Origin of the sequence: Pandoraea communis, assembly GCF_902459745.1 — a bacterium.
GTDB lineage: Bacteria > Pseudomonadota > Gammaproteobacteria > Burkholderiales > Burkholderiaceae > Pandoraea > Pandoraea communis.
Window position 1 is genome coordinate 1,341,044 of record NZ_CABPSJ010000001.1, and the last position, 21,857, is coordinate 1,362,900.

General features: G+C 61.0%; 17 protein-coding genes and 1 pseudogene. 14 read left to right on the plus strand and 4 right to left on the minus strand.

The features are described 5' to 3' along the window. Window positions 1-2 precede the first annotated feature (2 nt). The 3 genes from gmd to PCO31110_RS06060 form a co-directional block, all read right to left on the minus strand. On the minus strand, window positions 3-1,130 hold the full coding sequence (gene gmd, locus PCO31110_RS06050; RefSeq protein ID WP_036664211.1) for a GDP-mannose 4,6-dehydratase: 1,128 nt from the start codon (window positions 1,128-1,130) through the stop codon (window positions 3-5). Then, entirely contained in the window at window positions 1,123-2,589 is a 1,467-nt protein-coding gene (locus tag PCO31110_RS06055) for a mannose-1-phosphate guanylyltransferase/mannose-6-phosphate isomerase (RefSeq protein ID WP_150689839.1), read from the minus strand. Before PCO31110_RS06055 ends, gmd begins: the two co-directional genes overlap by 8 nt. 137 nt (window positions 2,590-2,726) lie before the next feature. Continuing rightward, window positions 2,727-3,071 carry a MarR family EPS-associated transcriptional regulator gene (locus PCO31110_RS06060; protein WP_036664125.1) on the minus strand — a complete coding sequence of 115 codons (345 nt, stop codon included), beginning with the start codon at window positions 3,069-3,071 and terminating at the stop codon, window positions 2,727-2,729. A gap of 459 nt (window positions 3,072-3,530) precedes the next feature. On the opposite strand from PCO31110_RS06060, the gene PCO31110_RS06065 reads away from it, so the two are divergent. The 12 genes and pseudogenes from PCO31110_RS06065 (at window position 3,531) to PCO31110_RS06120 (ending at window position 18,102) form a co-directional block, all read left to right on the plus strand. Continuing rightward, window positions 3,531-4,598 (plus strand): glycosyltransferase, encoded by a 1,068-nt coding sequence (locus PCO31110_RS06065; protein WP_150689840.1) that lies wholly within the window; start codon window positions 3,531-3,533, stop codon window positions 4,596-4,598. Then, on the plus strand, window positions 4,586-5,836 hold the full coding sequence (locus PCO31110_RS06070) for a glycosyltransferase family 4 protein (RefSeq protein ID WP_150689841.1): 1,251 nt from the start codon (window positions 4,586-4,588) through the stop codon (window positions 5,834-5,836). The genes PCO31110_RS06065 and PCO31110_RS06070 overlap by 13 nt, the downstream gene beginning before the upstream one ends. A gap of 1 nt (window position 5,837) precedes the next feature. Next, entirely contained in the window at window positions 5,838-6,872 is a 1,035-nt protein-coding gene (locus PCO31110_RS06075; RefSeq protein WP_010807616.1) for a polysaccharide biosynthesis protein, read from the plus strand. Next, on the plus strand, window positions 6,869-7,972 hold the full coding sequence (locus PCO31110_RS06080; RefSeq protein ID WP_150689842.1) for a polysaccharide biosynthesis C-terminal domain-containing protein: 1,104 nt from the start codon (window positions 6,869-6,871) through the stop codon (window positions 7,970-7,972). Before PCO31110_RS06075 ends, PCO31110_RS06080 begins: the two co-directional genes overlap by 4 nt. Before the next feature lie 4 nt (window positions 7,973-7,976). Next, complete coding sequence (gene wecB, locus PCO31110_RS06085) at window positions 7,977-9,113, plus strand: non-hydrolyzing UDP-N-acetylglucosamine 2-epimerase (RefSeq protein ID WP_150689843.1); 1,137 nt, start codon at window positions 7,977-7,979, stop codon at window positions 9,111-9,113. A 342-nt stretch (window positions 9,114-9,455) separates the two neighbouring features. Next, the gene (locus PCO31110_RS06090) at window positions 9,456-10,379 is read left to right on the plus strand and encodes an MraY family glycosyltransferase (RefSeq protein WP_246189759.1); all 924 of its coding nucleotides are present in this window, start codon (window positions 9,456-9,458) and stop codon (window positions 10,377-10,379) included. Continuing rightward, window positions 10,372-12,318: a polysaccharide biosynthesis protein gene (locus PCO31110_RS06095; protein WP_150689845.1), complete on the plus strand. Its 1,947-nt coding sequence runs from the start codon at window positions 10,372-10,374 to the stop codon at window positions 12,316-12,318. Before PCO31110_RS06090 ends, PCO31110_RS06095 begins: the two co-directional genes overlap by 8 nt. A gap of 488 nt (window positions 12,319-12,806) precedes the next feature. Further along, a pseudogene (locus tag PCO31110_RS06100) lies at window positions 12,807-13,919 on the plus strand (cytochrome c oxidase subunit II); the annotation flags it as partial. Window positions 13,920-14,511: 592 nt separating this feature from the next. Then, window positions 14,512-16,377, plus strand: a complete 1,866-nt coding sequence (ctaD, locus tag PCO31110_RS06105; protein WP_010807610.1) for a cytochrome c oxidase subunit I — start codon at window positions 14,512-14,514, stop codon at window positions 16,375-16,377. Next, the gene (locus PCO31110_RS06110; RefSeq protein WP_150689847.1) at window positions 16,374-17,009 is read left to right on the plus strand and encodes a cytochrome c oxidase subunit 3; all 636 of its coding nucleotides are present in this window, start codon (window positions 16,374-16,376) and stop codon (window positions 17,007-17,009) included. Before ctaD ends, PCO31110_RS06110 begins: the two co-directional genes overlap by 4 nt. Window positions 17,010-17,044: 35 nt before the next feature. After that, window positions 17,045-17,737: a heme-copper oxidase subunit III family protein gene (locus PCO31110_RS06115; protein ID WP_010807608.1), complete on the plus strand. Its 693-nt coding sequence runs from the start codon at window positions 17,045-17,047 to the stop codon at window positions 17,735-17,737. 8 nt (window positions 17,738-17,745) lie between these two features. Beyond that, window positions 17,746-18,102 carry a cytochrome C oxidase subunit IV family protein gene (locus PCO31110_RS06120; protein WP_150689848.1) on the plus strand — a complete coding sequence of 119 codons (357 nt, stop codon included), beginning with the start codon at window positions 17,746-17,748 and terminating at the stop codon, window positions 18,100-18,102. An 8-nt stretch (window positions 18,103-18,110) separates the two neighbouring features. On the opposite strand, the gene PCO31110_RS06125 is transcribed toward PCO31110_RS06120, so the two are convergent. Beyond that, on the minus strand, window positions 18,111-19,043 hold the full coding sequence (locus PCO31110_RS06125; RefSeq protein ID WP_010807606.1) for a LysR family transcriptional regulator: 933 nt from the start codon (window positions 19,041-19,043) through the stop codon (window positions 18,111-18,113). Between the two features lie 264 nt (window positions 19,044-19,307). Between PCO31110_RS06125 and PCO31110_RS06130 the strand changes: the two genes are divergently transcribed. Then, window positions 19,308-20,081 carry a putative hydro-lyase gene (locus PCO31110_RS06130; RefSeq protein ID WP_036664227.1) on the plus strand — a complete coding sequence of 258 codons (774 nt, stop codon included), beginning with the start codon at window positions 19,308-19,310 and terminating at the stop codon, window positions 20,079-20,081. A gap of 318 nt (window positions 20,082-20,399) precedes the next feature. After that, entirely contained in the window at window positions 20,400-21,722 is a 1,323-nt protein-coding gene (locus PCO31110_RS06135; protein ID WP_150689849.1) for an MFS transporter, read from the plus strand. The last annotated feature ends 135 nt before the right edge of the window (window positions 21,723-21,857 follow it).

Here is a 21,857-nt window from a genome sequence, read left to right on the forward strand (position 1 = left end):
GGTCAGCCTTGATAGCGCAGGGCCTTGTGGCCCGAGGCCTTGACCTGTAATTCGAACTCCGCTTCGCGGAGATCGGACTCGGCCATTTCGCGTACCAGCTCGGCAAAGCTTGTCTGTGGCTTCCAGCCCAACTTGTCGTGTGCCTTGCTCGCGTCGCCCAGGAGCGTCTCGACTTCGGTCGGGCGGAAATAGCGTGGATCGACGGCAACGACAGCCTTGCCGATCAGCGTCTGCGCACTCTCGCCTTCGGCAGCGGTCAGAATGCCCACTTCATCGACCCCCTCGCCGTGCCATTCAAACTGAAGGCCAAGGGCATCGCCGGCGCGATTGACGAAATCGCGCACACTATGCTGCTCGCCGGTCGCGATCACGAAGTCGTCCGGAGTGTCCTGCTGCAACATCAACCACTGCATCTCGACGTAATCGCGAGCGTGACCCCAGTCACGCAAGGCGTTCAGGTTGCCAAGGAACAGCTTTTCCTGCAGGCCGAGCTTGATGCGCGCAAGTGCGCGGGTGATTTTGCGCGTGACAAACGTCTCGCCGCGGATCGGGCTTTCGTGATTGAAAAGAATGCCGTTGCAGGCATACATGCCGTAGGCTTCGCGGTAGTTCACCGTGATCCAGTAGGCATAGAGTTTGGCCACCGCATAGGGGCTGCGCGGGTAGAACGGCGTCGTTTCCTTCTGCGGTATTTCCTGCACCAGGCCGTACAGTTCGGACGTCGATGCCTGGTAGAAACGGGTCTTTTTTTCCAGGCCGAGAATCCGCATGGCTTCGAGAATTCGCAATGCGCCCAAACCATCCGAATTGGCCGTGTACTCGGGCTCTTCGAACGACACCGCGACATGGCTCTGTGCGGCGAGGTTATAGATCTCGTCCGGCTGGGTCTGCTGAATAATGCGCACGAGACTTGACGAGTCGGTCAGATCGCCATGATGCAGTATGAAGCGCGGATCCGGGACGTGAGGGTCTTGGAACAGATGGTCAATCCGGTCAGTATTGAACAGCGAAGTGCGGCGTTTGATGCCGTGCACTTCATAGCCCTTGCCAAGCAAGAACTCGGCCAAGTACGCGCCATCCTGACCGGTAACGCCCGTAATCAGGGCAACTTTTCGTTCGCTTTTAACCATTTGTTCGTCCATAAGTATCTTCAAATCGTACGATGTCGTCCTCGCCCAGATAGCTGCCCGACTGAACCTCGATGATTTCGAGATCAAATTTGCCTGGGTTTTCAAGCCGATGGACGGTCCCCAGCGGGATATAGGTGGACTGGTTTTCCGACAGCAGGATGGTTTCGTCGCCGCGTGTCACTTTGGCCGTGCCATGCACGACGACCCAGTGCTCCGCGCGGTGATGGTGCATCTGTAGACTAAGCGATGCGCCCGGTTTCACAACAATGCGCTTGACCTGGAACCGCTGCCCGGCGTCAATGCTGTCGTACCATCCCCAAGGGCGGTGCACCTTGCGGTGGGTGTTGGCCTGGCTAAATTGCTCCACCTTGAGGCGCGACACGATATGCTTGACGTCTTGGGTGGCGTCTTTGTGGGCCACCAATACGGCATCGGGTGTCTCAACCACGATCAGGTCGTCCACGCCAACACACGCCACCACGCAATCTTCGGCAAATATAAGATTATCGCGTGCATTGTGCATAAGCACATCGCCTCGCGTGACGTTGCCGGCATCGTCCTTTTCGGACACCTGCCACAGAGATTCCCACGAGCCGACGTCCGACCAGCCTGCCGACAACGGGATCACGTGGCACGGCATCTCGGCGGACTGGGCGGCCGACAGCGGTTCCATGACCGCGTAATCGACTGAGTCCGACGGACACGCCTCGAAGGCGGCAGCATCGATGCGGCGAAAATCAACGTCCGTGCGACCTCCTTCGATGGCGGCGCGACAGGCTTCAAGCATCGTTGGCTGGAAGCGAGCCAAGGCTTGTATCCAGGCGCTCGCACGCAACACGAACAGTCCGCTGTTCCAGAGATATTCGCCGCTTTCGAGATATCGCTGTGCAGTAGCGTTGTCAGGTTTTTCGACAAATTGCGTCAGCGCCAGCGCAACACCGTCCGTCCGTCGCTGACCCGTGCGAATGTAGCCGTAACCCGTCTCGGCTCGGTCAGGCACGATACCGAAGGTCACGATCCCGCCGTCGGCGGCGAGCGGGAGTGCCGATGCCACGGCCGCCTCAAAAGCCGCCACGTTGCTGATCACATGATCGGCAGGCATTGCGAGCAGTACTGGGTCCGCATCCGATTGCATTGCGACCAAGGCGGCCAGGGTGAGCGCGGGTGCGGTATTTCGGCCAAACGGTTCGAGCACGATTTGGCTCGAGGGCTTGCCCGCCGCTAACATCTGCTCTGCGGTAATGAAGCGATACGCCTCATTGCAAACGATGATCGGCGCTCGCAGTGCTGCGGTCTTCGACAGCCCGTCCACGCGTCGGGCCGTTTCCTGCAACATCGAGCGCTCGCACGTCAACTGCAGCAACTGCTTTGGATATTGCTCGCGTGAAAGCGGCCATAAACGCGTGCCGGATCCGCCCGAAAGAATCACCGGCTGAAGCACTACTTCGCCAAATTCCATACTGTTCCAATACAAATCGCGGGTTGAATGGGATGAAGAAATGCATCGTCATCCGTTGGCTTTGCGTATGCCGAACGGCGATCGTTTAATTAAATTCGCTCCAGGGCGTCGTATGCTCGGGCGCTGGGCCTCACCGATTAAGCTCTCACTTCGGCACCGAGGTCGCCGGATGCGTCGACTTCCTCTTGCAACGCATCGATTTCGCGGCGCATCGCCTCGTATTCCGCTTGCTTCCGACGTAAATAGGACAACGTCAGCTTGGCCTTGGCCTCGATGCCTGCGGGCGTCAACAAGTATGCGTACGCGCGTTTGTTTTCACTGTTGTGGAAGTTCTGTACTTTTACCCAACTCTTCCCCAGCAGGCCGCGCAAGCAGTAATTGGCCTTACCCAAGCTCACGCCGAGAACTCTGGCAAGCTCTCTTTGAGAGATGGTAGGGTTTTCGGCTAATAATCGCAGTATTCGGTAGTGAATCTCGTCCATATCCGAAGGGAAATGTAGTGGCAAGCGCCAGAAATAATCGCTTGCGACATCGGCCTCTACCTGGGGTGAGTCGAACCGCCGTCAGCGTTCAACCATTGAACTCCCGGGATTCGACCATGACTTGTCAGACGTGTCAACCGCCGGGTAAAGGACGCGCGGCAACATTGCCGTTCGTCGGCCAAAACGCGCGGTGCCGAGATGCTGAGGGTTGCGCATACGCAACGTCCCGCGATCCGAGGTGTTTTACAATCCTGCTTCGTTTGCCCGATTGATATTGCCGAACCACCGTCCGCCGACCTATCCCGGAAGATGCGATCGATCGCCATGATGGCGATGTTGCTCTGCGCTGGTCCCATTCATAACACCGCCCGCTGAAGCCGCCGTGCGCCATCCGCTTGCTTTTCCCTTACCGTCCGACAGGCAATCCGACGACATTGGCCGGATTCGACACCGATACCTATGTCCAGCAAGTTGATCATCCACGCCACGAACGTCCACCAGGGCGGTGGCCGAACATTGCTCGACGCGCTGCTCCGGCAAGCCCCTGGAGGTCCGATCACAGCGTTGCTGGACAGCCGTATGGCGCTGGCGGAAGGTGCGGTGCGAGGCATCGATATCGTGCGCGTCAAACCTACGCCGATGGCACGCCTGCGTGCCGAGCGGTGGTTGGCCGCCAATACGGGCAGCGGCGACGTCGTGCTCTGCTTTGGCAACTTGCCTCCCCTGTTCAAGCTGCGCGGCTGGGTGCGCGTCTTTCTGCAAAATCGCTACCTGATCGACGAGACCCCCTTGGACAACTTCTCGCTCAAAGACCGTTTGCGTATCTCCGTTGAGCGCAGATGGCTTTCAGGACGTATCGGTAACGTCGATGAATTCATCGTGCAGACGCCTACCATGAAGCGGTTGCTTGACGAGAAAACGCATGGACAGCCGCTGGCGCATGTTCTGCCGTTTGTTACCGATAAGCGGCACTACTCGCGCAGCATTGGCGCCGGCGTCACCGCTCGAACCGCTTGCCAAGGGCGTTTCGTCTACGTGTCATCAGGCGAGCCGCACAAAAACCATCGTACATTGCTACAGGCCTGGTGCCTGTTGGCCGAAGAAGGACTGTTTCCGAGCCTGCAGGTCACGCTGGACGCTACGCGATTCGCCGACTTGTGCGGCGACATCGATGCTATGCGCGCCCGCCATGGGCTTCATGTCACGAATCTCGGCCATGTGCCGCACAGCGAAGTCCGCGCATTGTACGCAGACGCTGACGCACTGATCTTCCCGTCCACGCTGGAATCGTTTGGCTTACCATTGATCGAGGCCAGACAAGCCGGGTTGCCCGTGCTCGCTTCTGAGCTCGACTATGTTCGCGATGTGCTCGATCCCGAGGCCGCGTTCGATCCCTATTCGCCGTATTCGATAGCGCGCGCAGTCAAGCGCTTCTGCGGTAATCAAGAGCTTTCATTGCCATTGCGCGATGCCTCCGAATTTATGAATTGCATCGTTAAAAAGGGCAAACTATCTTGCGAGTCCTGATCGTCAGCCAGTATTTCTGGCCGGAAAATTTCCGCATCAACGACCTGGCGTCCGGGCTTCGGGAGCGGGGTCACGATGTCGAGGTCCTGACTGCCCGGCCGAATTATCCTGCGGGAAAGCTATTCAAGGGCTACGGCTGGTTCAAGCCTTGGCGGGAAACATACGATGGCATCCCGGTTTTCCGCGTGCCGATCGTGCCCAGGTTTGAAGGTCGGGGGCGTCATCTTGCGATGAACTATCTGTCCTTTGTTGTCTCCGGATGCCTCCTGGCGCCCTGGTTCTGCCGTGGCAAGTACGACGTCATCTTCGTCTATGGAACATCGCCGATCACGGTGGCGTTGCCCGCTATGATGTTGCGCGCTCTCAAGCGCGCCCCGATGCAATTGCAGATTCTCGATCTCTGGCCGGAAACGCTTGAAGCGATTGGCGTGACGCGATCGCGCTGGGCGGCGCGTCTGGCTGACGGACTGGTGCGCTTTATCTACCGGCATTGCGATCAAGTGCTCGTTCAATCGCGCGGGTTTGTCGAGTCCGTGGTATCCCGGGGCGTGCCTGCGGAGCGCGTCGACTACTTCCCGACGACAGCAGAGTCCCTGTTTTCGGCATCGAACGGCGACGCTGCGGGGCCACCCGTGACGGTGCCCGGTGAATTCAAAGTGATGTTTGCCGGCAATGTCGGGGATGCGCAGGACTTCGGTACGATTCTCGATGCGGCCGCGCTCACGGCACACGAGCCACGCATCACCTGGGCCATTGTGGGCGACGGCCGCCGGTCGGCTTGGGTGGCATCGGAAGTGTCGCGCCGTGGTCTGAGCAATGTGGCGCTGCTTGGGCGGCACCCGCTAGATACGATGCCTGCCTTTTTCGCACAGGCCGACGCATTGCTGGTTACGCTCAAGCGCGACCCGGTATTCGCGCTGACGATTCCTGGCAAGTTGCAGTCCTACCTCTCGTTCGGCAAGCCGGTTGTTGCGGCGCTCGACGGCGAGGGCGCGCGCTTGGTCAAGGAGTCCGGCGCCGGGTTGGTGTGTGATGCAGGAGACGCGGAAGGCTTGGCTCGGTCGGTGCTGTCTCTCGCCGCCATGAACGAAACGCAGCGCGCTGAACTTGGCCAGAACGGCCGACGCTATTTCGGCACTCATTTCGAGCGTAACATGCTACTTGACCGACTTTGCGGTTGGATGCATGCCTTGGCTCAAGGTGGCCGTAAAGCATCAACTGAAAATGAACGTATATAAAATGAGTCCCTTCAAAGATAAAACGGCCCTGATCACTGGCGGAACCGGTTCGTTCGGGCGCACCGTATGTAATTACCTGCGCGAACAAGGCTGCGGCGAAATTCGCGTGTTCAGTCGCGACGAACTCAAGCAAGAACTCATGCGGATCGAACTGAACGACCCGCGGGTGAAGTTCTATCTTGGGGATATCCGTGATGAAGCCAGTATCGACGGCGCCATTGAGGGCGCAGACCTGGTGTTCCACGCCGCCGCACTGAAGCAAGTGCCGTCATGCGAGTTCTTCCCGATTCAAGCGGTCAAGACCAATGTTGTCGGCAGCGAGAACGTGATTCGCTCGGCGATCCGGCACGGCGTCGACAAATTGGTGTGCCTCAGCACCGACAAGGCGGTCTACCCCGTAAACGCCATGGGCATGACCAAGGCGTTGATGGAGAAGGCGGCGCTGGCCGCGTCCCGCGACAGCGGCAAGACCACGATCTCCTGCGTTCGATATGGCAATGTAATGTATTCGCGCGGTTCCGTCATTCCGCTGTTTATTCAGCAGATTCGCGATGGCAAGCCGCTGACGATTACCGACGGAGAAATGACCCGCTTCCTGTTGCCGTTGCGCGATGCGCTTGATCTGGTGCTTTTCGCGTTTGAGCATTCGCGCTCCGGTGACATCTTCATCAAGAAGGCGCCGGCCTGTACGGTGATTGATCTCGTGACGGCGCTCAAGAACCTGTTTGGCGCAGACAATCCGGTGGCGCAAATCGGCACGCGCCACGGCGAAAAGGTCTACGAGACGCTGGCGACCCGCGAGGAACTTGTGCGGGCGGACGATCTTGGCGACTACTATCGCGTACCGATGGACGGCCGCGATCTCAACTACGGAAAGTTCTTTACCGAAGGTTCGGTCGTCGAGGCAAGTACCGACGACTACCACTCGCATAACACCCGCCGTCTGACGGTGCCGGAGATCGAAACGCTCTTGCTCAGCCTGCCTGAGGTGGTGCACCAGTTGGATGCACATCGTGCCGCAAAGGGCAAGGCATGAAGACAGTCGGGATCACCGGAAGCAATGGCCTCATTGCTTGGCACCTGCGGAGCTTCCTGTCCACGGATAAGACGCTGTCGATAGTTTGCGCCGGAAGGGAAACTTTCGCGCGGACCGAATTGCTTGAGGCATTTGTCAAACGCTGTGACGTCATTGTCCATCTTGCGGGCGCGAACCGCGGCAATGAAGCGGAAGTGACGGCGACCAATGTCGGTCTGGCAGACTCGCTCGTTGCCGCTTGCGAGGCGACGGGGGCGACGCCGTACGTCATCTATTCGAACTCGACGCATATCTACCGTGGCACGCCGTATGGGCACTCCAAGCGAGCTGCCGCCGAGACGCTGCGCGCATGGGCGATCCGTAGCGGTGCGAAACTGACCAACCTGATTTTGCCGAACGTCTTCGGTGAGCACGGTCGGCCCTTCTACAATTCCGTCGTTGCGACCTTTTGCCACCAACTCGTCAACGGGGAGACGCCCGAGATCAAGGTCGATGCGACCTTCGACTACGTGCATTGCCATGAAGTGTCGTTGGCGATCGGCGCACTTCTTGCCGACCCCGTCGATGGTGACCAAACATTGTCTGGCCGTCCGATTTCGGTGACGCAGTTGCTGGCGTTGTTGACGAAGTTCCAGCAGCGCTATCGCGACGAAGGCGTGATCCCGGTATTGGCCGACCGCTTCGAATTGGCGCTTTTTAACACCTACCGGTCGTATCTCTACCCGCAGCATTACCCTGTCGTGTTGCCGTTGCGCACCGATGCGCGCGGTAGTCTGTTCGAAGCCGTCAAGACCGACCGGGAAGGGCAGGCATTTCTGTCCACGACACATCCCGGCATTACCCGCGGCAACCATTTTCATTTTTTCAAGATCGAGCGCTTCCTGGTGTTGAGCGGCGAGGCAACAATCCGCTTGCGGCGTCTGTTGACCGATGATGTCACTGAATTTCGCGTGACCGGCGATTCGCCATGCTATGTCGACATGCCGACACTGCATACGCACAACATCACCAATACAGGTAGTGGGGACTTGCTGACGATGTTCTGGTCCGGCGACATTTTCGACCCGGCCAATCCCGATACCTTCGCTGAGCCCGTGTAAGACCATGACCAAGCGTTTGAAAATTGTTACTGTCCTGGGTACCCGTCCGGAGATCATCCGTCTTTCGCGCGTGATCGCCGCGCTCGACCGGTACTTCGATCACGTTCTTGTCCACACGGGCCAGAACTACGACTATGAGCTGAACCAGATTTTTTTCGATGATCTGGGACTTCGGAAGCCGGATTACTTTCTCGATGCGGTCGGCACGACCGTTGCCGAGACGATCGGCAACGTGATTGCCAAGGTGGACCCTGTCCTTGCCGAGGAGGCGCCGGACGGGGTACTCATTCTGGGCGATACGAACAGCTGTCTGGCGGCCATCTCCGCCAAGCGCAGGCATATCCCCGTGTTCCATATGGAAGCGGGTAACCGGTGTTTCGACGCGCGTGTTCCGGAAGAGACTAATCGGAAGATTGTCGACCATACGTCGGATATCAACATGCCCTACAGCGATATCGCGCGCGAATATCTGCTGCGCGAGGGCATTTCGCCGGATCGCATCGTCAAGACTGGCAGTCCGATGTATGAGGTTCTGACGCACTACCGGCCGGCGATCGACGCTTCGACAGTACTGGCCGACCTTGCGTTGAAGGCGAATGAGTATTTTGTCGTAAGCTGCCATCGCGAAGAGAATGTCGACGCACCGGAAGAGCTTGCACAGTTGGCCGACGTACTGAATCAACTTGCTGCGCAATACGATCGGCGTGTCATCGTCTCGACGCACCCACGAACTCGCAAGCGGATCGAGGCTGCGGGCCTTACGCTGGACAATCGCGTTGAGCTCCTGAAGCCACTCGGCTTCTTTGATTACGTACATCTTCAGATGCGCGCTCGCGCAGTACTGTCCGACAGCGGAACGATTACCGAAGAGTCGTCGGTGCTCAACTTCCCCGCCCTTAATATTCGCCAGGCGCATGAGCGTCCCGAGGGGATGGAAGAGGGTGCCGTCATGTTGACGGGTCTGCGTTGGGCGCGCGTCAAGCAGGCACTTGCGATTTTGGAAAGCCAGCCACGGGACGACCATCGTTTGCTGCGCATGGTGGCCGACTACAACGCCCCGAATGTCTCCGAGAAAGTGGCCCGCGTCATTCTGAGCTACATCGACTACATTCAACGTGTCGTTTGGCGCCAGCCGGTGTGAGCGTCTGAGTCGGGGGGGGCATAGTGTTAAACGGGCGAAGCCATGAACGAAAGATCGCGTGCTTCGCTCGATAAGCGTCTGCCGGAAGCGGCGGCTTAATATGAGAATAGCGTCGCGCCGGGGAACGCCGCAGACGCTGAACGATCGATAGGGAGCGTCGGCCGGCGTGGCGCGCAATTACCGTTTCCGACTCACGGAACATGAGCGCTGACACCCGTTACCGGCTCGATGCCTGGAAGAAGAGTGATGACGCTTCACGGACTATTTTTATGGTTGTTTGCCGCGGGAGTTGCGTGGGTTGCCGCCGTATTCTTGCGGCGTCATGCGGTTCGCTTGCACCTCGTGCAAGCGCCGAACCACCGCTCGTCGCATGCACGGCCTACGCCACAGGGCGGGGGGGTGGGCATTGTGCTGGCTGGTGTCGCCACCGCCGTCTGGGTGGGAGACGGTGAAATCCGCCAGGGGCTGACGCTTCTGTCGTTGCTGATCGCAGTTGTCGGTTTCTGGGACGACGTTGCACAAGTGTCCGCAAAACTCCGTTTCGCCGTGCAGTTGCTGGCAAGCGGTGCGTTGATCTGGCTGTATTGGTCGCCGGCTGCGTTGCCGCTGAGCGCGCAATGGGTCATCCCGGGACTTTGGTTAGCGGTGCCGCTGACGATCGCCAATGTATGGTGGATCAATCTGTTTAATTTCATGGATGGCATCGACGGCATTGCTGCGACGCAATGCATTTTCATGCTGCTCGGCGCGGCTGCACTCGGTGTGTATGTACAACCCGACTTGTCTGGCACGCCGGTCTGGCAATGGATGATCGCGCTGGCGGCGGCGTCGTTCGGATTCCTCTGCATGAATTGGCCGCCTGCGAAGATTTTCATGGGGGACGTGGGCAGCACTTATCTGGCGTTCGTCATGTTCGGTCTGGTTCTGATCAGCACCCGTGCCGGATGGATGACCTATTCGGCCTGGGCGATTCTCGCCGCAGCATTCGTCGCGGATGCAACCGTGACGCTGGTACGGCGGATGGCGTCGGGGCAGCGATGGTCGCAGGCTCATCGAAGCCACGCGTACCAGCGACTCTCGAGGCGCTGGGGCTCCCATAAACGTGTCACGCTTCTGTTCGTGGGATTGAATGTTTTCTGGTTGCTGCCGCTAGCTTGGCTATCGTTGGCATGGCCTGAGGCAAGCTGGGCGTGCCTTGTGGCCGCTTACGCTCCGTTGGTCGTTACGGGGAGCAAACTCGGTGCCGGGAGGCCTGACCATGCGTAAAATTTTCAGTTCGCACCTGACGAGCATGCCGAGGCCGTACAAACAGGTGCTAATGTTGGTGACGGACATCGTACTGATGACGTTCGCGGGATGGGCGGCATACTCGATCCGTCTCGGAGATTTCTTCGTACCGAATTCCCGGCAAGTACTGCTTTTGGCGGCGGCGCCTTTGCTTGCGCTGCCGTTTTTCGTTGTCTTCGGGCTGTACCGTTCGATCATTCGCTACGTGGGGGAGTACGCGCTGTGGGCTGCCGCACGGGCTATGACACTGGCGGCGCTGTGCTGGACCGGGTTGGCGTTTCTGACATCGATGACCGGATACGAGGGCATGCCCCGGTCCGTGCCGCTGATGTACTGGATGATCGGATTCATTCTGCTGGGTGGCAGCCGGTTTCTTGCGCGCTGGGTACTTTGGAAGCCGGTCAAGGAGCGCTTTCGCGGGCGCCAGGTGATGATTTACGGCGCTGGCGCGGCTGGGCGCCAACTGGCGGCATCGTTGCGGCAAGGCAAGGAATTATTGCCGGCGGGTTTCCTGGACGACGATCCGCGCCTGCACGGCACCGACGTCGCGGGGGTTCGCGTCTACTCGCCGAAGCGTTTGCGGTCACTGATCGACCAGTTCGGTATTCACGATGTCATCGTGACGCTTCCGTCGGTGTCGGCAGCTCGACGCCGGGAAGTCGTGGCTTTGCTGGAGCGGCATCGGGTGCACGTGCGTATCTTGCCCGCGCTCGTTGATATTGCGAGTGGCCGCCACCTGGTGAATATGGTGCGCGAAGTGAACATCGGTGATCTGCTCGGACGCGATCCGGTCGCAGCCGACCCGTCTTTGCTCGGACGCAGTATTACTGACAAGCGCGTGCTTGTCTCAGGCGCCGGAGGGTCGATCGGCTCGGAACTCTGCCGGCAGATTGCTTTGCAGAACCCTTCGCGCATGGTGCTCGTCGAATCGAGCGAACATGCGCTTTATCAGATTGAGCGGCATATCCGCGGTCTTGTGGATATCCCGGTACAGGCTTGCCTCGGGTCGGTGACGGACGAGGCGCTCATGCGACGCCTGATCGAAGACAATCGCATTCAGACGGTCTACCACGCCGCGGCGCATAAGCATGTGCCGCTGGTGGAGGCCAACGTCATCGAGGGCACTCGAAATAACGTGCTTGGCACGCGTGCGCTGGCGCAAAGCGCATTGGCGGCGGGTGTGGAAACATTTGTCCTGATTTCGACGGACAAGGCAGTACGGCCGACGAATGTGATGGGTGCAACCAAGCGCTGGGCCGAACTGGTGGTGCAGGATGCCGCGCGTACTGCTGCCGAACGCGGCACGGGACAGCGTTTCTGCGCAGTGCGCTTCGGCAATGTGCTGGGGTCGAGCGGGTCGGTGATTCCGCTGTTCAAGGAGCAGATTCAGAACGGCGGGCCCGTGACGGTGACCCATGAAGACGTCACACGATATTTCATGTCGATTCACGAGGCCGTCGAGCTGGTGATTCAGGCGGGCAGCATGGCGCAGGGCGGAGAAGTCTTCCTCCTCAATATGGGCGAACCCGTGAAGATCATCGACTTGGCGCGCAACATGATTCGTCTTGCAGGGCACACCGTGTGCGACGCAGATTGCCCTGACGGTGATATCGAAATCGAGGTCACAGGTCTACGTCCGGGCGAAAAACTCTACGAAGAACTGCTGATAGCAAGCAGCAATGCGGAGGGGACATCTCATCCCAAGATCATGAAGGCGAACGAGCCTTGCATCGTCGGCGAGCGCTTGGTGAACCTCATGAACCGTTTGGAGTACGGGCTGGACCGTCGGGATTCGGGCGCAACACGCGATCTGCTCATGTCGATCGCGCTGGCCACTGGGGCCGAACTCGACTCGGTAAGCGCACCGCCCGTCTTGCATCGTATCGATGGCAGGAAGGCCGGTGGTACGAACCCCTGATGGATCGCCGCTGGCGGGGGAATGTGGCCGGCGAGTCCACTTTACCGGAGGGGCTGCGCGACCATCGAAGTCTATGGACTGGTCGAGAACGGTAATGGCACACAAGCCGTCAACGCCGAGAGGTAAACGATCGGTTCTCGTGCGTTGGATGGCAATATGGCGCGAATTCGAATTCACGGTTCTAGCGCACCGTCTTCCCAGGCTACGCCCTTGATTGTATTGCTCCTGTGAGGCGCAGGCAGCAGTGAATTGTTGCGGCGCAGCACCGACGTCGCTTGCTGAGAACTTGACAGGCGCGCATGAGCGTCTAGCCTTAATGACACCAAGCTCATGGTGCATGCTCCACAGAGGAGCGATTGCGCCACGAATGCGGGGTGCGCAAGGAGGATAGACAACAAGGAGGTCGGCATCGTGCAAGACGATTCGTACGGCAAACGCCGGGCGGGCGTGCACTTTGGCGTCCGCGCGCATTGGTATCACTGCGCGCCATGGCCCTCCCGATCCTCCTGATCGTCATTGTCGCCGCCGCGCTCGCCTTCCACTTCTGGAGCCCGTGGTGGCTGACCCCGCTGGCGTCGAACTGGCGCCAGATGGACGACACCCTCACCATTACGCTGATCATCACCGGCGTAGCCTTCGTTGTCGTGAATCTCTTCGTCGCCTGGGCGATCTTCCGCTATCGCCATCGCGACGGTCATCGGGCCGCCTACGAGCCGCATAACCGGCGTCTCGAAGGCTGGCTGATCGGCATTACCACCGTTGGCATTGCCGCCATGCTCGCGCCCGGCCTGTTCGTCTATGCCAAGCTCATCGATCCCCCCGCCAATGCGCGCGTCGTCGAGGTTGTCGGTCAACAGTGGCAGTGGCGCTTTCGCCTGCCCGGTCCGGACGGCCGTCTCGGCGCTTCCGACCCCAGCTATGTCACCGCCGAGAACCCGCTCGGCCTCAATCCCAAGGACCCTGCGAATCAGGACAATCGCATCGTCGACGCCCCGGAACTCCATCTGCTCGTCGGCGAGCCTGTGAAATTGCTGCTGCGCGCAAAAGACGTCCTGCACGATTTTTACGTCCCGCCGTTCCGCACGCGGATGAACATGGTGCCCGGCATGGTCACGCAAATGTGGCTCACCCCCACGCGCACCGGACGTTTCGACATCCTTTGCGCCCAACTCTGCGGCGTGGGGCATGCGAACATGCGTGGCGTGGTCGTCGTCGACGACAAGCCCGCCTACGATGCCTGGGTCGCCAAACTGCCCACATTTGCTGCACTGCAAGCACAACATGCGGGCGCGGCGATGCTTGACCCGCTCGCCGCCAAAGGGAAGTTGCTGGCGCAGGCCAAGGGATGTGCCAGTTGCCACACCGTCGACGGCGCGCCCGGTGTCGGACCCACTTGGCACGGCCTGTTCGGCAAGACGGAGACGTTTCAGGACGGCAGTTCGGCACACGTCGACGAGGCGTACCTTTCCGCTTTCATTCGCAATCCAACCGCTCGCGTGCCCAAAGGCTTCGCACCGATCATGCCGAAGCTCGATTTGACCGACGACGAGCTAAAGGCGCTCATCGCTTACATCAAGACATTAAGCACTGCGGCGTCGCCCGGGCTGACACCGGCGCAGCCGGCTACCCCGGCGTCTTCGCCCGCCGCACCTGTTGCTGCGCAGGCCACCACGCCCCCTATGTCCGTCTCTACCGCCAATAGGCCGGCACGCATGCTTCATACCGCCGCTGTTACCGCTGTCGCTTCCATCCTCGTGTCGACGTCCGTGCAGGCGGCCCCGCAGACGCCTGCGCCTACCATTCAATTGGCGCAGGACGCTGTGCAAACCCCCCGCCCACCGGTCCAGTTCGCGCCGCTGACGCCCTCCGCGTCGCCGTATGCCGGTACGCAGCGACCGTCGCAACCCGCCCGCCGACAGGGAGGGACGGCCGGCCTGCCGTTGCAGAACGACCCGAATACCAACGCACCGCCGCTGGCGATCCCGCCACGGCAGTCCGGTAACCCGTCGTCGGGCCCGTCACAGCCGAGTGTGCCGATGATCCGGCCTGCCCCGTAGGCGGCAAAACACCTGACCGAGGCGATACCGACAGGCAACGCTGAGAAGCATCACCAAGAAGCAACGTTGAGAAGCCGCACCGGAATACGAAACCGAGAGAAGCCACCGCACCCACAACAACACAGGGAGACATCTCATGACCGGAGATCCCGACAGTTCCGACAGCGCTGCCCATGCCGGCGCACACCCCGGCGGTTCCTACGATTTCTGGACGAAATACGTCTGGAGTCAGGATCACAAGGTGATCGCGGTGCAATACGCGTGCACGGCCATCGCGGTCGGCCTCGTGGGGCTCGTGCTCTCGAACCTCATGCGCATGCAACTGGGCTTCCCCGGCAAGTTCTCCTTCATCGACGCCAATCACTACTATCAGTACGTCACCATGCACGGCATGATCATGGTGATCTATCTGCTCACGGCACTTTTCCTCGGCGGCTTCGGCAATTACCTGATCCCGCTGATGGTCGGCGCGCGCGACATGGTCTTCCCGTTCCTGAACATGCTCAGTTACTGGGTTTACCTGCTGGCGGTCATCGTGCTGATGGTGAGCTTCTTCGTACCGGGCGGCCCGACAGGCGCGGGCTGGACGCTTTATCCCCCGCAAGCGATCCTGCCGGGCACGCCGGGTACCGAATGGGGCATCGTGCTGATGCTCGTCTCGCTGGCGATCTTCATCGTGGCAGCGACGATGGGGGGCCTGAATTACGTCACGACGGTGCTGCAAGCGCGCACCGAGGGCATGACGTTGCTGCGCATGCCGCTCACGGTCTGGGGCATCGTGATGGCAACGGTGCTGGCACTCCTCGCGTTCCCCGCGTTGTTTGTCTCCGCCGTGATGATGCTGCTCGACAAGACCCTGCATACGAGCTTCTTCATGCCGGCCATCGTGTCGATGGGGCAGCCGCTCGACTATCGCGGCGGCAGCCCGCTGCTGTTCCAGCATCTGTTCTGGTTCTTCGGCCATCCTGAGGTGTACATCGTCGCGTTGCCCGCGTTCGGCATCGTCTCGGATCTCATCAGTGTGCATGCGCGCAAGAACATCTTCGGCTACCGCATGATGGTCTGGGCGATTCTCGCCATCGGCGTGCTCTCGGTCGTCGTCTGGGCGCACCACATGTTCATCAGCGGCATGAATCCCTATTTCGGCTTCTTCTTCGCGACAACCACACTCATCATCGCGATCCCGACTGCCATCAAGGTCTACAACTGGGTGCTCACGCTGTGGCGCGGCGACATTCACCTCACGGTGCCGATGCTGTTTGCCATCGGCTTCATCAGCACCTTCGTGATCGGCGGGCTTACCGGACTCTTCCTCGGCAACGTCAGCGTGGACATGCCGTTGTCGAATACCTACTTCGTCGTCGCTCACTTTCACATGGTGATGGGCGTCTCGCCGCTGCTGGTGATCTTCGGCGGCATCTATCACTGGTATCCGCTGATCACCGGCAAGCGACTGAACGATCGTCTCGGCCAATGGCATTTCTGGATCACGTTTCTCGGCACCTACGCGATCTTCTTCCCGATGCACTACCTCGGCGTGCTCGGCATGCCGCGTCGCTACTACGAGTTCCAGAACTACAGCTTCATTCCCGAATCGGCGCACACGATGAACGCCTACATTTCGGTGGCGGCGTTTATTGTCGCCACCGGTCAGTTCCTGTTCCTGTTCAATCTGGCCTGGAGTCTGCGCCACGGCAAACCGGCGGGCGCGAATCCGTGGCGTGCCGCTTCGCTCGAATGGCAGACGCCCGACGTGCCGCCGGTTCACGGCAATTGGGGGCCGGTGCTGCCAGTGGCCTATCGCTGGCCCTACGAGTACAGCGTGCCGGGCGATATCGACGACTTCGTGCCGCAGAACCTCGCGCCCGACCCTCGCCGGCCGGCCACGCTCGTGTACGGCGATTCGGCGGCGCTGCCTCGCCGCGACATCCCCCCGCCGTTGCCGCCGTCTCCACCGGATTCGCCTGGTTCACCCGAGTCGCCCAAGGGAGCTACATCATGAGACCCGCGCCGTCCTGGCCGCCGATGCCCTCGGGAGGCGTGCCCGTCGCACCGCCGCGCCGCCGCGCGGCGTCGCAGATCGCGCTCTGGTGGCTTATGGGCGTGATCGGCATGCTGTTCTCGTTAATGCTCGTCGCTTACGTGATGCGCATGAGTCTCGGGGACTGGCGTGCGCTGCCACCCGTCAACGCGTTGTGGGTCACCACGGGCTTGCTGGGCGCCGCGTGCATCGTGATGCAGTCGTCGGCCTCGCAGGCCCGGCGCGGCGAATGGCGGCGCTCGCGGCGCGACTGGGGTCTCGCGGGCGTGCTGGCGCTCGCCTTCGTTGCGGGCCAACTGTGGGTCTGGCGCGATCTGGTGGCGCACCGCTACGGGGTGTCCGGCAATCCTGCGAACAGCTTCTTTTTTCTGCTGACAGGTCTGCACGCATTGCATCTGATCGGCGGGCTGGTGGCGTGGGCATGTCCGATACCGCGCCGCTTCACGTCCGCCACGCGCGCCCGCCGCCTGTCGCTGACGGCGCAGTACTGGCACTTTCTGTTCGTGCTGTGGGTCGTGCTGTTCGCCGCGATCGTCAACCTCACACCGGAGATCGCGCAGCGCTTGTGCGGCACCGGCGGGTTGAGTCCGTGATGTGATGCGTTTGCCATGGCACGAGGAGTTGCATCGTGAATACGTCATCGTCTGCCGTTCCCCGCGCTGCGCCGCCGCCTGACGGCTGGCGCGGTGTTGTCACCGACTGGTCGGGAGACCGGGCCGCGTTCCACGTGCCGTGGGGCAAGGCGATGATGTGGATCTTCCTGCTCTCGGACACGTTCGTGTTCAGCAGCTTCCTCATCGGCTACATGACGGTGCGCATATCGACGACCGCCGCGTGGCCGAACCCGGCAGAGATCTTCGCGCTCAACGTGAACGGTCATCCGGTGCCGTTGCTGCTCATCGCCATCATGACCTTCGTGCTCATCAGCAGCAGCGGCAGCATGGCGATGGCGGTGAACTTCGCATACCGCCGCGACCGCGACAAGACGGCGGCCTGCATTCTCGCCACGGCGTATCTCGGCATCGCTTTCGTCGGCATGCAGGCATTCGAGTGGACCAACCTGATCGTTCACGAAGGCATCCGGCCCTGGGGCAATGCGATGGGCGCGGCGCAGTTCGGTGCGTGCTTCTTCATGATTACCGGCTTTCACGGGCTGCACGTGAGTGCGGGCGTCATCTATCTGCTCACGGTGATGCGCAAAGTGCTCAACGGTACGCTCGAGCGGCGCGATAACTATCAACTCGTCGAGATCGCGGGCCTTTACTGGCACTTCGTAGATCTCGTCTGGGTGTTTATCTTTGCGCTGTTTTATCTCTGGTAGGAGGCGCGATGGAATCCACGACAACACCGGTTGTGCACACGGCCGTTACCGGGGCAGACGCGAAGGGGCAACAGCACTCGGTCGGCATCTACCTCAAGGTATGGGGGCTGCTGTTCGTGCTCTCGACGCTGTCGTATCTGGTCGACTATGCCAACCTGCAAGGCTATCTGCGCTGGGGGCTGATACTCGCGCTGATGGTGGCCAAGGCGGGGCTTATCGTGGCGGTGTTCATGCACATGCGCTGGGAGCGTCTCGCGCTCGTCTATGCGATCCTGATTCCGCCGCTGGCACTGCTGGTGTTGATGGGGCTGATGGCTGCCGAGGCGGACTACACGTTCCTCACGCGGCTCGCGCACTTCCGCTGAGCCGCCCGTTACAGCAATTCCACCAGCCGGCGGTCGCTTTTGCGGCAGTACTCGGCGCAAGCGGTGCGCGCTGCGGTCGCGGCACCGTGAACGAAGAGCGGCGCGTCGGCGCGCCGCGACATCGACACCACGATGGACGGCGGCGCCGGCTGCAACGGCAGCTCCGCGACTTCTCCGCTCGCAATCAGATCGTCGACGAACAGACGCGGAATCGCCGCGACCCCGAACCCGTCGCGAACCAACTGCACGATCACGGCAATCGACGGCGAGCCGGTGATGCGCGTCTCCGAGAGCGGCACGCCGTGCACGCCCGCCAGCTTCTCCACAATGTCCTCTAGCGCACGATGCGGCGCCGTGCCGCGCCCGTAAGTGAGGATCGGATGTTGCAGCACCTGCTTCGCCAGGCTGCTGCGTGAGTTCGGAAACATGCCCGTGCGCGCGATCCAGTGCACCGGGTAATTGGCAAGTGCGTCGCACACCACGCTGCTGTCGTCGCTGCCCTCCACGCGGATGATGAGGTCGAGTTCGTCGGCAATCAGGCGTCGCTGCAACTGCACCGAGACGTCGACCGTCAACTCGACTTCCAACGTGGGGTAGTCGGCCGCCAATCGCCGCAAATAGTGCGGCAGCCAGCTATGGACAACGGTCTCGATCACGCCGAGACGCAACCGTCCGCGCATCGTGCTCTCGCCCGACGCGGCCGTTTGCAGACGCCGCGCCGCCTCCACGACCGCCTTCGCATAACCCAGCAGGTATTCGCCGTTCGGGGTGAGCCGGAACTCACGGCTGTCGCGGTCGACGAGTGCGGTTTTCAACTCCTCTTCCAACACTTTGAGCCGTTGCGAGATCGCCGCGGGCGTCGCGTGCAGCGCCGCAGCCGTCGCGCGAAAGTTGCGCAGCTTGGCCAGCGTGACGAAGGTTTCGAGAAAGCGTGTGTTCATATGACTCGGCGTGTCGGGACCAAGACGGGAGCGTGCCCAAAACGCCCAACGGTGCAATGAAAAGAAATGCAACGAACTTCGGGAAAACCCGTGAAGTTGTTAAGAAATTCTATACGGTGACGCGTATAAAAACTCGTTAGCGACAACTTTTTTTTCTTTCTATGCTTTCCCCATCCGATGCCGCAACGGCATTTCTTCTCCGACGCCAGAGCTGCCATGAACCACCGAGCCATGCCGAACGATTTCCTCTCGCAACGCGACACGATCACGCCCTTTGAATTCCGTCAGGCCGTTCGCAGCGGGCAATTCCGCGGGCCGACCGCCGGTTACTGCGGCGACTTCGCGCAGGCCAATCTGGCTATTCTGCCGATGGCGTATGCGCACGACTTTCTGCGCTTTTGCCAGAGCAATCCAAAGGCTTGCCCGCTGCTGGGCGTGGGCGAGCCGGGGCAGTGGCATGTACCGGCGCTGGGCCGCGAGGTAGACATTCGCGCCGACGTACCGGGCTACAACATCTACCGTGAAGGCAAGCTCACCAAGCAGGTGGATAACCTCGCCGAGTACTGGCAAAGCGATTTCGTCGTTTTCGCTATCGGTTGCTCGTTCTCGTTCGAAGACATGCTGGCCAAGGCGGGTATCCCGCTGCGTCATGTGGAAGAGGGCTGCAACGTGCCGATGTACCGCACCAAGATCGCGAATCAGCGCGCTGGAAAATTCGGCGGCGAACTGGTCGTGTCGATGCGACCGATGAAGGGGGCCGACGCCATTCGTGCCGTGCAGATCACGAGCCGCTTCCCCGGCGTGCATGGGGCGCCGATCCATATCGGCGACCCGTCGGCGCTGGGCATCGAAGATTTGGCCAAGCCCGAGTTCGGCGATGCGGTCACCATTCGCGACGGCGAGTTGCCGGTGTATTGGGCCTGCGGTGTGACGCCCCAGACGGCGCTCATGGAAGCCAAGCTCCCGCTCGCCATTGCACATCGGCCCGGCTACATGCTTGTTACGGATATTCCGAACGCGTCGCTCGCCGTGTTCTAACCAGGTAAGACGAGTCCGGCCACTGGGGCGGCGGGTCGGGAACCACTCGGCAGGCGAGGGTGCATAACGCGTCTTCCCCGTAACAAAGCGCCGCCGCGCATCGGAAATCAAGCCGTCGCACGAGGCCGCGACCCGGGCCGAAGCAAAAGGGCGCAGCAGGCAATCACCGCGTTAGGGAGCGGAAGTCTCTCCCCGTATCGCGCCAAGACGGGAGGCGGCCAGCGAGGGTTGGCTCGCCGCCGATCCCACACGCACACCGCATGTGCGGATTTGTCGACATCACACGCAAGTCAGGACATCACCGGAGTCTTATTTCTCATGGAAAGCAAAACCCCTCTCGCGCCGCCCGCCGCACCGGCCTCGTCTGCCCCTCCCGAGGCTAGCGGCAGCCTGTTCGGTTGGTACGGCGACGCCGCACCGCGCGAAAAACGCGCCTTCTGGAGCTGCAAGGTCGGTTACATGCTCGACGGCATGGACACCCAAATGCTGAGCTTCGTCATCCCGACGCTGGTTGCCACGTGGGGCATCAGCCTCGCGGACGCCGGCTTCATCGGCACGCTCACGCTACTCGCTTCGGCGCTGGGCGGCTGGGTGGCCGGTATTCTGTCGGATCGCATCGGACGCGTTCGCACGCTGCAACTCACCGTCCTGTGGTTTGCCGTCTTCACAGGGCTTTGCGGCCTTGCGCAGAACTACCACCAGTTGCTGGCCGCGCGTGCGCTCATGGGCTTCGGCTTCGGCGGCGAATGGACGGCAGGCGCCGTGCTTATCGGTGAAGTCATCCGCGCGCGTGATCGAGGCAAGGCCGTTGGTCTGGTGCAATCGGGCTGGGCCATCGGTTGGGGTCTGACGGCGATTCTCTACTCTGTGCTGTTCTCGCTGCTGCCCGCCGAGATGGCCTGGCGTGCCCTGTTCCTGATCGGCCTGCTGCCGGCGCTGCTCGTGCTCTTCATCCGTCGCTATGTGCAAGAGCCCGAGGTGTACCGCAACGAGAAGGCCAAACAGAAGTCGGAAGACGCACCGGGCCTGGCTGCCATTTTCAGCCCGGCACTGCTCTCGACGACGATTCGCGCCGCGCTGCTGACCACGGGGGCGCAAGGTGGCTACTACGCCATTACGACGTGGCTGCCGACGTATCTGAAGACGGAGCGCCATCTCACGGTGATGGGCACCGGCGGCTATCTCGCGATGATCATCTTCGGCTCGTGGGTCGGCTATCTGGTCAGTTCGTATTTGACCGACCGGCTGGGCCGCAAGCCGAACTTCATCCTGTTCGCTGTGGGATCGATGGTGATCGCGTTCTCGTACACGTCGCTGCCCCTGACCGACAGCGCAATGTTCTGGCTCGGTTTCCCGCTTGGCTTCTTCGCGTCGGGCATCTTCAGCGGCATGGGCGCCTTCCTGACCGAACTGTTCCCGACGCGGGTGCGCGGTTCCGGACAGGGCTTTTGCTACAACGTCGGCCGTGCCGTCGGTGCGCTCTTCCCGTTCCTGATCGGCATGCTCTCGAAGCAATACGGCCTGGGTCCGACCATCGGCATCTTCGCAGCGTTCGCCTACGGCGTGCTCATCCTCGCGGCGCTCACCTTGCCCGAGACGCGCGGCCGCGAACTCGAATCGCTCGAGACGCGCGCGTCATGACACCGCGAGGTGTGTGCCGATGAACTACCGCGGCAGCCGTCGCTGCCGCGTCCGATGACATTTCATCAGACGCTTCACTAACGCTCCCCGGTAACGAAAACCGTGAGTGCGAGGCCCCGTCCGACGATGTTGGGC

Excerpts from the sequence above, each read along its gene's own strand:
- gmd (WP_036664211.1), bottom strand. The coding sequence starts at position 1,130 with ATGGTTAAAAGCGAACGAAAAGTTGCCCTGATTACGGGCGTTACCGGT.
- PCO31110_RS06055 (WP_150689839.1), bottom strand. The coding sequence starts at position 2,589 with ATGGAATTTGGCGAAGTAGTGCTTCAGCCGGTGATTCTTTCGGGCGGA.
- PCO31110_RS06060 (WP_036664125.1), bottom strand. The coding sequence starts at position 3,071 with ATGGACGAGATTCACTACCGAATACTGCGATTATTAGCCGAAAACCCT.
- PCO31110_RS06065 (WP_150689840.1), top strand. The coding sequence starts at position 3,531 with ATGTCCAGCAAGTTGATCATCCACGCCACGAACGTCCACCAGGGCGGT.
- PCO31110_RS06075 (WP_010807616.1), top strand. The coding sequence starts at position 5,838 with ATGAGTCCCTTCAAAGATAAAACGGCCCTGATCACTGGCGGAACCGGT.
- PCO31110_RS06080 (WP_150689842.1), top strand. The coding sequence starts at position 6,869 with ATGAAGACAGTCGGGATCACCGGAAGCAATGGCCTCATTGCTTGGCAC.
- wecB (WP_150689843.1), top strand. The coding sequence starts at position 7,977 with ATGACCAAGCGTTTGAAAATTGTTACTGTCCTGGGTACCCGTCCGGAG.
- PCO31110_RS06095 (WP_150689845.1), top strand. The coding sequence starts at position 10,372 with ATGCGTAAAATTTTCAGTTCGCACCTGACGAGCATGCCGAGGCCGTAC.
- ctaD (WP_010807610.1), top strand. The coding sequence starts at position 14,512 with ATGACCGGAGATCCCGACAGTTCCGACAGCGCTGCCCATGCCGGCGCA.
- PCO31110_RS06110 (WP_150689847.1), top strand. The coding sequence starts at position 16,374 with ATGAGACCCGCGCCGTCCTGGCCGCCGATGCCCTCGGGAGGCGTGCCC.
- PCO31110_RS06120 (WP_150689848.1), top strand. The coding sequence starts at position 17,746 with ATGGAATCCACGACAACACCGGTTGTGCACACGGCCGTTACCGGGGCA.
- PCO31110_RS06125 (WP_010807606.1), bottom strand. The coding sequence starts at position 19,043 with ATGAACACACGCTTTCTCGAAACCTTCGTCACGCTGGCCAAGCTGCGC.
- PCO31110_RS06135 (WP_150689849.1), top strand. The coding sequence starts at position 20,400 with ATGGAAAGCAAAACCCCTCTCGCGCCGCCCGCCGCACCGGCCTCGTCT.